Origin of the sequence: Leptolyngbya sp. Cla-17 (genome assembly GCF_016807185.1) — a bacterium.
In the GTDB taxonomy this organism is placed as follows: Bacteria; Cyanobacteriota; Cyanobacteriia; order Leptolyngbyales; family Leptolyngbyaceae; genus ULC077BIN1.
In genome coordinates, this window is sequence record NZ_JAEVYN010000006.1 from 31,929 (window position 1) to 45,966 (window position 14,038).

General features: G+C 56.6%; 1 protein-coding gene. It reads right to left on the reverse strand.

Annotation, left to right across the window (positions count from 1 at the left end):
* Positions 1 to 47: 47 nt before the first annotated feature.
* On the reverse strand, positions 48 to 13,487 hold the full coding sequence (locus JOY44_RS29010; RefSeq protein WP_171576897.1) for an FG-GAP-like repeat-containing protein: 13,440 nt from the start codon (positions 13,485 to 13,487) through the stop codon (positions 48 to 50).
* Positions 13,488 to 14,038: the final 551 nt, after the last annotated feature.

Here is a 14,038-nt window from a genome sequence, read left to right on the forward strand (position 1 = left end):
AGGGCTGAAACGCCCAGTTGAGATCGCCTGCTTAACGCGAACTGACGTTAAACGATGTTCCAACCGCTTGAGAGAGGGACAGTTCCTACACTGAAAAAGTTATTCAGAGTGGTGCCATTCATTCCCCACACGCTAATGCTGCCATCTAAACTGTTGTGCCAAAGAATGTCGGTTTTGCCATCTTGGGTGAAGTCGCCTACCCCGGCAATTTTCCAACCCGAACTCGCAGGAACTTCAACCTCACTGAGAAAAGTAGATTTCTTGTAAGCCGTCCCATCCATTTCCCACACCACATTGAGCCCATTGATACTATTGCGCCAGAGTATGTCAGTTTTGCCGTCTTGGGTGAAGTCACCCGCTCCCACGACCTCCCACCCCGTACTCACAGGAACTTCAACCTCACTGAGAAAAGTAGATTTCTTGTAAGCCGTCCCATCCATCTCCCACACCACATTGAGCCCATTGATACTATTGCGCCAGAGTATGTCAGTTTTGCCGTCTTGGGTGAAGTCACCCGCTCCCACGACCTCCCAACCCGAACTCGCAGGAACTTCAACCTCAGTGAGAAAAGTAGATTTCTTGTAAGCCGTCCCATCCATCTCCCACACCACATTGAGCCCATTGATACTATTGCGCCAGAGTATGTCGGTTTTGCCATCTTGGGTGAAATCGCCAGTGGCAACCGCATTCCAACCCGTACTCACAGGAACTTCAACGTCAGTGAGAAAAGTGGATTTCTTGTAAGCCGTCCCATCCATTTCCCACACCACATTGAGCCCATTGATACTATTGCGCCAGAGTATGTCGGTTTTGCCGTCTTGGGTGAAGTCAGTCGTGTCGGTGCGGTCAACTTGGAGGGATGCGGTATCAAACTGCACACTGAAAGCGGAAGGGGTGCCGCTGGTCGTGGTGTCTGCTGTTGCCCCGTTGGTGCCGCTGGTTTGATCCCAGGCTCGGTAGGTAATGGCATTGGCAAGGGTGCCGGTGTAGCCAGTATTGGGGCGGAAGTACAAGCGGCTGCTGGCATCGTTGGATAGCAGCCGGGCATTGGCATTGGAGACTTCACCGAGGGTAGTCCAGTCCGTACCGTTGTTGGTGCTGTAGAACCAGGTGCCGTTGCTGGTCTCTGCTTGCGTGATGGCGATGCCAGCCAATGCGCCGGCATCGGGGTCGATGATATTGTTTTGTCCACTGCCGCCTAGGAAGTCAACGAGTTGGGAGATGCTCGTGCCGACGGTGTCGATCGGTAGGGGAGCGTTGAAACGAATGCTGTTCAGGGTGACGACGGTATCGTTGAGGATGGGAGCATCATTCAGGTCGTTGACGATAATCGAAATCTGTTCGTCGTAACTCAGTCCACTAAGGTCGGTCGTGCGAACCAAAATGCTATAGCTGGGTTGGGTTTCAAAGTCAGGGGAGTTAATGATCTGTAGTTGGTCGCCTGTGATGGTGAAGGCGCTATTGTTAGTGCTACCTATGCCAGGAATCAAACTATAGGTGAAGGTGCCGCCATCGGGGTCAGCGGTTTTGAAACTGCCAATGATGGTGTTAGCTGCGACGTTTTCGTTAACGGTGGTGACACTGAGGGTAAGGTCGGTCGGTGGATTCTCGTTGTCGGTGATGGCAGCGGTGACGGGGGCAATCGTAATCCCGTTGTAGTTGGCATCGGTGCTGGTGCTGGTGTGGGTGATGGTGCCAGAATGAATGCCTTCGGTCAACACGTCATCAACCGCTGTGACTGTCACAGCTTGAGCCACATTCCAGTTGGCAGCAGTGAAGGTGAGGGTCGTCGCGCTGGTCGTGGTTTGACTGCCAGGATTCAGGTTAATGGTGACATTGGCGGTGGGTTGGGAGGTGAGGACAACGGTGTAGGTGTCGGTGATGCCGCCTTCGGTAACCGCGGTAGTGCCGCCACTTTGGATGATGCTGACTCCGGCGGTGTCGTTGTCGGTAATGGTGGCGATGAAAGAGCCACCATTAATAATGTTGTAATTGGGGTCGGTGCTAGTGGCACTGTGGCTGATGGTGTCGGTGTGATTGCCTTCGGCAACATTGTCATTGACGGCGGTCACGGTGACGGTTTGAGCCACATTCCAGTTGGCGGCAGTGAAGGTGAGGGTCGTCGCGCTGGTCGTGGTTTGACTGCCAGGATTCAGGTTAATGGTGACATTGGCGGTGGGTTGGGAGGTGAGGACAACGGTGTAGCTGTCGGTTGCACCCCCTTCGGTAACCGTGGTAGTGCCGCCACTTTGAGTGATGGTCACGCCAGCATTGTCGTTGTCAGTGATGGCAGCACTGACGTCACCAATGGTGATGCCGTTGTATTTGGTGTCGGTGCTGCTAGCGGTGTGAGTAATGCTGCCATTGTGAGGACCTTCTGCTACCGCATCATTCACTGCTGTTACCGTCACGGTTTGAGCCACATTCCAGTTGGCAGTGGTAAAGGTGAGGGTGGTCAGGTCTGTGCTGGTTTGGCTACCGTTGCCAAGGGTAATAGTGACATTGGCGGTGGGTTGGGAGGTGAGGACAACGGTATAGGTATCGGTTGCGCCGCCTTCGGTGACGGTGGTAGTGCCGCCACTTTGAGTGATGGTCACGCCAGCATTGTCGTTATCGGTGAGGGTGACGGGGACAGGAGCAATGGTGAGGATGGGAGTGTTGTAGTTCGGGTCGGTGCTACTGGCGGTGTGGGTGATGGTGTCGGTGTGATTGCCTTCCGCTATCAAATCGTTCACGGCGGTCACGGTGACGGTTTGAGCCACATTCCAGTTGGCGGCGGTGAAGGTGAGGGTCGTCGCGCTGGTCGTGGTTTGACTGCCAGGATTGAGGGTGACGACCACATCAGCGGTGGGTTGGGAGGTCAAGACGACGGTATAGCTGTCAGTGACGCCGCCTTCGGTAACCGCGGTAGTGCCACCACTTTGGATGATGCTGACTCCGGCGGTGTCGTTGTCGGTGATGTTGATCGCTTGAGTGGTAGTACTACCGAGGACAATGCCAGCAGAGGGAGTGCTGATAGTCAACGTAGCGGTTTCTGTTCCTTCCGCTATGGCATCATTTACAACGGTGAAGGTGACAGAACCCGTGGTTTGTCCGTTGAGAATGGTGATGGGACTGTTGAGGGTGTAGTCGCCTGCGGTGATACCGATGCCGGAAACGCCGAGGTTGAGGGTTTGGTCGCCAGAGACGGCACTGGAGGCGGTGGCGGTGACGGTAATGACAGTGGTGCCGGCTTCACTGCCAGCGGTGTTGCTGACGGAGAGGTTGACGGTGGGCGCATCGACAATGGTGAGGGTGGCAGTGGGGGCATTGTTCAGCAGCACTGAGGCCGTGCCAGAGTTAGAGTTTGCGGCGGCAATGTCCGCCTTGCCATCGCCATTGAAGTCACCGATCGCCACAGAATAGGGAAATGACCCAACCGCGACAGTGGTCGTGCCTGTGAAGCCGCCTGTTCCATCGCCTAAGCGAATGGAGACATCGTTAGAGCCATGGTTTGCGGCGGCAAAGTCTAGCTTGCCATCGCCATTGAAGTCACCGATCGCCACGGAATAGGGATTTGTCCCGACGGTGAAGTCGGTGGCGGGGCCAAACCCGCCCGTGCCATTTCCCAGCAGCACCGAGACAGTACCAGAGCTCTTGTTTGCGGCGGCAAGGTCTAGCTTGCCATCGCCATTGAAGTCACCGATCGCCACGGAAATGGGATTTGACCCGACGGTGAAGTCGGTGGCGGGGCCAAACCCGCCCGTGCCATTGTTCAGCAGCACGGAGACACTGTTAGAGCCACTTGCGGTGGCAATGTCTGCCCTGCCATCGCCATTGAAGTCGCCGATCGCCACGGAAATGGGATTTGGCCCGACGGTGAAGTCGGTGGCGGTGCCAAAGCCGCCTATGCCATTGTTCAGCAGCACCGAGACAGTGTTAGAGGTAACGTTTGCGGCGGCAATGTCTGCCCTGCCATCGCCATTGAAGTCACCGATCGCTACGGAATAGGGATTTGTCCCGACGGTGAAGGGGGTGGCGGTGCCAAACCCGCCCGTGCCATTGCCCAGCAGCACCGAGACAGTACCAGAGCCATAGTTTGCGGTGGCAATGTCTGCCCTGCCATCGCCATTGAAGTCACCGATCGCCACGGAAAAGGGAAATGACCCGACGGCGAAGTCGGTGGCGGTGCTAAAACCGCCCGTGCCATTGTTCAGCAGCACCGAGACAGTACCAGAGCCATAGTTTGCGGTGGCAAAGTCCGCCTTGCCATCGCCATTGAAGTCACCGATCGCCACAGAAGTGGGAGTTGGCCCAACCGCGACGGGAGTGGTAGCAGTAAACGGGGTGGTGGAGCTGTAGCTCGTGGTGTAGCCGCTACCCGCTGCCAGATTGAGCTTCACCGTTTCGTTGGGGTCTGCAATGCCATCGTTGATGGCGTTGACCAGGAGCGTGGCAGTAGTTTGTCCGGCGGCAATGGTGAAACTGCTGCCTACGACGGCGGTGATGTTGGTGCCTGCTGCCAGGGTGTAGTCGGCGGGGGTAGTGGCGGTGCTGCCTGTGAGGGTGTAGTTGATGGTTAAGCCACCAGTGGGGGCAGGGGTATTGAGGGTGACGGTGTAGGTGCCCTGGGTGCTGCCTTCAACGGGGTTGATGCCAGCGGTAAGGTTGACAATGGGAAAGTCGTTGTCGGTGATGGTGATGGCTTGGCTGGTGGTGGTGCCCAGGGTGATGCCAGCAGAAGGGTTACTCATCGTGAGAGTAGCGGTTTCGCTGCCTTCAATCAAAACGTCATCTTTGACTGTGAAGGTGACGGCACCTGTAGTTTGTCCGTTGGCGATGGTGATGGTGGGGCTACTGAGGCTGTAGTCGCCTGCGGTGATGCCGGTACCAGACACACCGAGGTTGAGGGTTTGTGCGCCGACAACCGCACTTGATGCGGTGGCGGTGACGGTGATGACGGTGGTGCCGGCTTCACTGCCTGCGGTGCTATTGACTGAAAGGTTGACGGTGGGCGCATCGGCAATGGTGAGGGTGGCAGTGGGGGCATTGTTCAGCAGCACCGAGACAGTGCCAGAGCCAAGGTTTGCGGCGGCAAAGTCCGCCTTGCCATCTCCATTAAAGTCGCTGATCGCCACAGAATAGGGACTTGTCCCAACGGCGACGTTGGTGGTACCCGTGAAGCCACCCAGTCCATCGCCTAAGCGAATAGAGACAGTGCCAGAGCTATCGTTTACGGCGGCAAAGTCCGCCTTGCCATCCCCATTGAAGTCGCCGATCGCCACAGAAATGGAACCTGTCCCAACAGCGACATCGGGGCTAACTGTGAAGCCGCCCAGTCCATCGCCTAAACGGATAGAGACCGTGCCAGAGCCATAGTTTGCGGCGGCAAAGTCCGCCTTGCCATCGCCATTGAAGTCGCCGATCGCCACGAAATGGGGCTGTGTCCCAACGGCGACGTTGGTGGTACCCGTGAAGCCACCCAGTCCGTCCCCTAAGCGGATAGAGACATCGCCAGAGTTAATGTTTGCGACGGCAAAATCCGCCTTGCCATCCCCATTGAAGTCACCAATCGCCACAGAATGGGGACGTACCCCGACGGCGACTTCGGGTCTAGCCGTGAAATTGCCTGCTCCACCGCCTAAGTAGATGGAGACCGAGTTGGAACCAAGGTTCGCGGCGGCAAAGTCCGCCTTGCCATCCCCATTGAAGTCACCGATCGCCACGGAATAGGGATTTGTCCCGACGGCGACGTTGGTGGTGCCCGTGAAGCCACCCAATCCGTCGCCTAAGCGGATAGAGACATCGCCAGAGTTAATGTTTGCGACGGCAAAATCCGCCTTGCCATCCCCATTGAAGTCACCAATCGCCACGGAACGGGGAGCTGACCCGACGGTGACATTAGGGCTAACCGTGAAGCCGCCCAGTCCATCGCCTAAGCGGATAGAGACATCGCCAGAGTTAATGTTTGCGACAGCAAAGTCCGCCTTACCATCGCCATTGAAGTCACCGATCGCCACGAAAGAAGGATTTGACACCGCGACGGGGGTGGCAGCAGTAAAGGGGGTAGTGGAGTTGTAGCTCGTGGTATAGCCGCTACCCGCTGCCAGGTTGAGCTTAACCGTTTCGTTGGGGTCTGCAATGCCATCGTTGACGGCGTTGACCAGGAGGGTGGCGCTGGTTTGTCCGGCGGCAATGGTGAAGCTCGTACCTGCGACCGCGGTGATGTTGGTGCCTGCTGCCAGGGTGTAGTCGGCGGGGTTGGTGGCGGTGCTGCCTGTGAGGGTGTAGTTGATGGTTAAGCCACCAGTGGGGGCAGGGGTATTGAGGGTGACGGTGTAGGTGCCCTGGGTGCTGCCTTCAACGGGGTTGATGCCAGCGGTAAGGTTGACAATGGGTAGGAAATCATTGTCGATTAGGGTGATGGTGCGGCTAGGGGTGCTGCCGAGGAAGATGCCAGAGGAGGGGCTACTGATGGTGAGGGTGGCGGTTTCGGTGCCTTCGATCAGGACATCATTGACCACAGTGAAGGTGGCAGTTCCGGTCGTTTGTCCGTCGGCAATGGTGATGGTGGTGTTGCTGAGGCTGTAGTCGCCTGCGGTGATGCCGGTACCAGACACACCGAGGTTGAGGGTTTGGTTACCCACAACGGCACTGGAGGCGGTGGCGGTGACGGTGATGAGGGTGGTGCCAGCTTCACTGCCTGCGGTGCTATTGACTGAAAGGTTAACCGCAGGAAAATCATTGTCGGTGATGGTGATGGCTTGAGTAGTGGTACTGCCGAGGACGATGCCAGAGGAGGGGTTGCTGAGGGTGAGGGTGGCGATTTCGGTGCCTTCAACCAGGACATCATCAACGACAGTGAAGGTGGCAGTTCCGGTCGTTTGTCCGTCGGCAATGGTGATAGTGGGGCTACTGAGGCTGTAGTCGCCTGCGGTGATGCCGGTACCAGACACACCGAGGTTGAGGATTTGTGCGCCGACAACCGCACTTGATGCGGTGGCGGTGACGGTGATGAGGGTGGTGCCGGCTTCACTGCCTGCGGTGCTATTGACTGAAAGGTTAACCGCAGGAAAATCATTGTCGGTGATGGTGATGGCTTGAGTAGTGGTACCGCCGAGGGTGATGCCGGAAGAGGGGCTACTGAGGGTGAGGGTGGCGGTTTCGGTGCCTTCGATCAGCGCGTCATCAACGACAGTGAAGGTGACAGTTCCGGTCGTTTGTCCGTCGGCAATGGTGATGGTGGGGCTACTGAGGCTGTAGTCGCCTGCGGTGATGCCGGTACCAGACACACCGAGGTTGAGGGTTTGTGCGCCGACAACGGCACTGGAGGCGGTGGCGGTGACGGTGATGAGGGTGGTGCCCGCTTCACTGCCTGTGGTGCTGTTGACTGAAAGGTTGACAGTGGGCGCATCGGCAATGGTGAGGGTGGCAGTGGGGGCATTGTTCAGCAGCACTGAGACATTGCCGGAGTTAGCACTTCCAGCGGCAATGTCTGCCTTGCCATCGCCATTAAAATCGCCGATCGCCACGGACCAGGGACCTGACCCGACCGCGACATCGGTCGTGCCCGTGAAGCCGCCCAGTCCATTGCCCAAGCCGATCGAAACACTGTTGGAGTTAGTGTTTGCAGTGGCAAAGTCTGCCTTGCCATCGCCATTAAAATCGCCGATCGCTACAGACTGGGGATTTGACCCGACCGCAACATCGGTAGTGCCCGTGAAGTTGCCCAGTCCATCGCCCAAGCGAATCGAAACCGTGCTGGAGTTAGTGCTTGTAGCGGCAAAATCTGCCTTGCCATCGCCATTAAAATCGCCGATCGCCACGGAATAGGGACGTGGTCCGACCGCGACATTGGTCGTGCCCGTGAAGCCGCCCAGTCCATTACCCAAGCGGATCGAAACATTGTTGGAGAAATAGTTTGCAGCGGCAAAGTCTGCCTTGCCATCGCCATTAAAGTCTGCAATCGCCACGGAATAGGGATTTGACCCGACCGCGACATCGGTCGTGCCCGTGAAGCCGCCCAGTCCATCGCCCAAGCGAATTGAAACCGTGCTGGCGTTAAAGTTTGCAGTGGCAAAATCTGCCTTGCCATCGCCATTAAAGTCGCCGATCGCCACGGAACGGGGATTTAGTCCGACCGGGACGGTAGTGGTGCCCGTGAAGCCGCCTGAGCCATTGCCCAAGCGGATCGAAACAGTGCTATCGCTATTTGCAGTGGCAAAGTCTGCCTTGCCATCGCCATTAAAGTCTGCAATCGCCACGGAAAGGGGACCTGACCCGACCGGGACGTTGGTGGTGCTCGTGAAGCCGCCCAGTCCATCACCCAAGCGGATCGAAACACTGTTGGAGTTAAGGTTTGCGGTGGCAAAATCTGCCTTGCCATCGCCATTAAAGTCTGCAATCGCCACGGAATAGGGCTGTGTCCCGATCGCGACGGGAGTGGCAGCCGTAAACGGGGTCGTGGAGTTGTAGCCCGTGGTGTAGCCGCTCCCGGCTGCCAGGTTGAGCTTCACGGTTTCGTTGGGGTCAGCAATGCCATCGTTGATGGCGTTGACCAGGAGGGTGGCGCTGGTTTGTCCGGCGGCAATGGTGAAGCTGCTGCCTGTGACCCCGGTGATGTTGGTGCCTGCTTCCAGGGTGTAATCGGCGGGGGTGGTGGCGGTGCTACCTATGAGGGTGTAGTTAATGGTCAAGCCGCCCGTTGGAGCGGGGGTATTGAGGGTCAGGGTATAGGTGCCCTGGGTGCTGCCTTCGGCGGGGTTGGTGCCAGCCGCTAGGCTGATGATGGGAAAGTCGTTGTCGGCGATGAGGATATTTTGCGTCGTAGTGCTGCCGAGGGTAATACCAGTGGAGGGAATGCTGAGGGTGAGGGTGGCGGTTTCGCTGCCTTCAATGATGAAATCGTCTTTCACGGTGAAGGTCGCGGTGCCCGTGGTTTGTCCGTTGAGAATGGTGATGGTGGAGTTGCTGAGGCTGTAGTCGCCAGCGGTAATGTTGGTGCCGGATACTCCTAGGCTGAGGGTTTGGTTACCAGTAACGGCACTGGATGCCGTGGCAGTGACGGTGATGACGGTGGTGCCTGCTTCACTGCCTGCGGTGCTGGTGACGGAAAGGTTAACTACCGGAAAATCATTGTCGGTAATTGCCGCAGTGACCGAAGCAATCGTGGGGATGTTGTTGTAGTTGGGGTCAAGGCTGGTGGTGGTGTGGGTGATGATGCCGGAATGATTGCCTTCGACGATAGTGTCATCGAGTGCCGTGACGGTGATGGTTTGAGCCGTATTCCAGTTGGCACTGGTGAAGGTGAGGGTGTTGGTATTGGTACTGGTTTGACTGCCGGGGTTTAGGGTCAGAACGACATCACTGGTGGGCTGGGAGGTGAGGACGACGGTGTAGGTGTCGATCGCACCCCCTTCAGTCACTGCGGTATTGCCCGCACTTTGGATAATGCTGACTCCGGCAGTGTCGTTGTCGGTGATCGCAATCGCTTGAGTGGTAGTACTACCCAGGACAATGCCAGTAGAAGGATTGCTAAGAGTCAACGTAGCGGTTTCTGTTCCTTCCGCTATGGCATCATTCACAACGGTGAAGGTGACAGACCCTGTGGTTTGCCCGGTGGGAATAGTGATAGTGGAGTTGCTGAGGGTGTAGTCACCTGTGGTGATGCCTGTACCGGAAACACCGAGGCTGACGGTTTGGGCGCTAGAAACGGCACTCGATGCGATGGCAGTGACGGTAATGAGGGTGGTGCCTGCTTCCGTGCCAGCGGTGGTGCTAACGGAGAGGTTGACCGTGGGCGCATCGGCAATGGTGAGGCTGGCAGTGGGGGCATTGTTCAGCAGCACCGAGACGTTGCCGGAGCTAAAGTTCGCTGCGGCAATATCCGCTTTGCCATCATTGTTAAAGTCTGCAATCGCCACGGAAAAGGGATTTGCCCCGACGGCGACGTTGGTGGTGCCCGTGAAGCCGCCCAGTCCATCGCCCAGGCGGATCGAAACCGTGCTGGAGCTATCGTTTGCGGCGGCAAAATCTGCTTTGCCATCGCCATTGAAGTCACCGATCGCCACAGACCAGGGACTTGACCCAACCACGACGTTGGTGGTGCCCGTGAAGCCGCCCAGTCCATCACCCAGGCGGATCGAGACATTGCCATTGCCATTGTTTGCGGTGGCAAAATCCGCCTTGCCATCGCCATTAAAGTCGCCGATCGCCACAGAAATGGGAGCTGACCCGACCGCGACGTTGGTGGTGCCCGTGAAGTTGCCCAGTCCATCGCCTAAGCGGATCGAAACATCGTTGGAGTTAATGTTGGCGGCGGCAAAATCTGCCTTGCCATCGCCATTGAAATCACCGATCGCCACGGAAAAGGGAAATGACCCAACCGCAACGTTGGTGGTGCCCGTGAAGCCGCCCAGCCCATCGCCCAAGCGGATCGAAACTGTGTTGGAGTTACCGTTTGCGGCGGCAAAATCTGCCCTGCCATCGCCATTGAAGTCGCCGATCGCCACAGAAGTGGGATTTGTCCCAACCGCGACGTTGGTGGTGCCCGTGAAGCCGCCCAGTCCATCGTTTAGGCGGATCGAAACCGTGTTGGAGTTATAGTTTGCGGCGGCAAAATCTGCCCTGCCATCGCCATTGAAGTCGCCGATCGCCACAGACTGGGGATTTGTCCCAACTGCGACGTTGGTGGTGCCCGTGAAGCCGCCCAGTCCATTGCCTAGGCGGATGGAAACCGTGTTGGAGTTAGCGTTTGCGGCGGCAAAATCTGCCTTGCCATCGCCATTGAAGTCAGCGATCGCCACGGAATAGGGACTTGTCCCGACCGCGACGGGAGTGGCAGCAGTAAACGGGGTGGTGGAATTGTAGCCTGTGGTGTAGCCACTACCCGCTGCCAGATTGAGCTTCACCGTTTCGTTGGGGTCGGCGATGCCATCGTTGACGGCGTTGACTAGGAGGGTGGCAGTGGTTTGTCCGGCGGCAATGGTGAAACTGCTGCCTGCGACGGCAGTGATGTTGGTGCCTGCGGCGATGGTGTAGTCGGCGGGGTTGGTGGCGGTGCTGCCCGTGAGGGTGTAGTTGATGGTTAAGCCGCCCGTCGGAGCAGGGGCATTGAGGGTGACGGTGTAGGTGCCCTGAGTGCTGCCTTCAGCGGGGTTGATGCCAGCCGAAAGGGTAACGATGGGAAAGTCGTTATCCGTAATGGTGATGGGTTGGCTGGTGGTGCTGCCCAGGGTGATGCCAGCAGAAAGGTTACTCATCGTGAGAGTAGCGGTTTCGGTGCCCTCGATCAAGGTGTCATCTTTGACGGTGAAGGTGACAGACCCTGTGGTTTGTCCATTGAGAATGGTGATGGTGGAGTTGCTGAGGGTATAGTCGCCTGTGGTGATACCTGTGCCGGAAACGCCGAGGCTGAGGGTTTGGTTACCCACAACTGCACTAGTAGCGGTAGCAGTGACGGTAATGACGGTGGTGCCTGCTTCACTGCCAGCGGTGGTGTTGACGGAGAGGTTGACCGTGGGCGCATCAACAATGGTAAGGGTGGCGTTGGGCTGAGTGTTCAGCAGCACCGAGACGTTGCCGGAGCCAAAGTTTGCAGCGGCAATATCTGCCTTGCCATCACCATTGAAGTCTGCAATCGCCACGGAATAGGGATTTGTCCCGACCGCGACGTTGGTCGTGCCCGTGAAACCGCCCAGTCCATCGCCCAAGCGGATCGAAACACTGTTGGAGCCACCGTTTGCAGTGGCAAGGTCTAGCTTGCCATCGCCATTGAAGTCTGCAATCGCCACAGAAGTGGGCAATGACCCAACCGCGACATTGGTGGTGCCCGCGAAGCCGCCCAACCCATCGCCCAGGCGGATCGAAACACTGTTGGAGCCAGCGTTTGCGGTGGCAAAGTCTGCCTTACCATCGCCATTGAAGTCGCCGATCGCTACAGAATAGGGATTTGACCCAACCGAGACGTTGGTCGTCCCCGTGAAGCCGCCCAGCCCATCGCCTAAGCGGATCGAAACCGTGCCACCGTTATAGTTTGCGGCGGCAAAGTCTGCCTTACCATCGCCATTGAAGTCGCCGATCGCCACGGAACGGGGATTTCCAACCGCGACATTGGTGGTGCCCGCGAAGCCGCCCAGTCCATCGCCCAGGCGGATCGAAACACTGTTGGAGCCATAGTTGGCGGTGGCAAAGTCTGCCTTACCATCGCCATTAAAGTCGCCGATCGCTACAGGATAGGGATTTGACCCAACCGCGACAGTGGTGGTGCCCGTGAAGCCGCCCAGTCCATCGCCCAGGCGGATCGAAACCGTGTTGGAGCTATAGTTTGCGGCGGCAAAATCTGCCTTGCCATCGCCATTGAAGTCGCCGATCGCCACGGAATAGGGACCGAACCCGACCGCGACATTGGTGGTGCCGCTGAAGCCGCCCAGTCCATCGCCCAAGCGGATCGAAACATTGTTGGAGCCATAGTTGGCGGTGGCAACGTCTGCCTTGCCATCGCCATTGAAGTCGCCGATCGCCACAGCCCAGGGCTGTGTCCCGACCAAGATGGGAGTTGTAGCAGTAAAGGGGGTTGTGGAATTGTAGCCCGTGGTGTAACCACTCCCTGCTGCCAGGTTAAGCTTGACCGTTTCGTTGGGGTCAGCAATGCCATCGTTGACGGCGTTGACCAGGAGAGTGGCGCTGGTTTGTCCGGCGGCGATGGTGAAACTTGTGCCTGCGACCGCGGTGATGTTGGGGCCTGCGGATAATGTGTAGTCAGCGGGGTTGGTGGCGGTGCTGCCCGTGAGGGTGTAGTTGATGGTTAAACCGCCCGTCGGGGCAGGGGTATCGAGGGTGACGGTGTAGGTGCCCTGGGTGCTGCCTTCAGCGGGGTTGGTGCCAGCCGCAAGGTTGACAGTGAAGAGTCTAGTCAATGAGAAATCGTCAATGGCTAAGCCATCGTCTTGACCAGTGGCATTGAAGTCTTGCCAGCGAAACCAGAAGGTGGCTTCGGCTGGAATATTTAGACCCGAAAGCGTTGTGGTGATAGCCGTCCGGTTGGCGCTAGCATTGCCATCTTTTGCACCTACAGTCCCTGTCGTAACAGGCGCAGTGAAATCTAGCGTATCAACATTTGTCCAGGTGCCATTGGACAAAGACGATGCATTCAAGCTGTATTGAAAATCCAGGCGATCCGTTCGACCTGTTGCACCTAAACGCCATTGTTCCCCGGTATAGCTGACTTGAAGTGCAGTGATTGGGCTACCAGTATTATTGGTAAAGCTTGCACCAAATGAGGGAATCAGTCCAGCCTGTAAAACGCCTAATGCTCGGTCTGTATTGCCCGTAGCCCCATAGCTATAGGTATTACCCGCGATATTGTTACCCGTGTCAGCCCCGTAGGTAGTATTGGCTCCTGTTCCAGACTCTAAAATGACCCAATCTGTCGGAAGGGTGCTGCTGTTTCCTGTGGCTGCCAGGGCATCGAAGTTTTGGATGTAAGAGCCAGTGAAGATAACGGGCATGAATGGACGCTCCAGGGATTGGGGTGGTTAGGCGGGGCAGGAAAGTAAGCGCAGTGAGATTTTTAGACAGGATAAAGCAATCGTGTATCATCGAATACCTTAACCGTGAGTTCTCAGTGGTATCCGAATATCCTGGTGACGCTTATGAAAAAGATATTTTATGGAAGATATGCTGTATGAAAGCCTTGCCGAGCCTATGACAATCAAACATTTCAGATTTTTTTGGATAGGTTTTAACGTTTCAGAGCTACTTTTTTGTATTCTTTCACAGAAAAGAAGTATCCAATGCTACTGAAACTACCCGGATTCCTAACGACAAGAAAACCAAAATCCCGTGAATTTATAGGTGTAAATTGTTTGAATGTATGCTCGCCCTACTTAAAATCACTAGACATTCGAGTTCTTGAAGAACTTGAATGTCTAGTGAAACCTGGAAGTTTAAGAGTATGGCTGTTCTGATAAAACCGCTAAGATTGTAAAGTTACCTGACGGAATTGCTTTAGGTAAGAAGGTTGGATCGGAGCGATCGCGCAAGCGCTGACGTGTCAGCT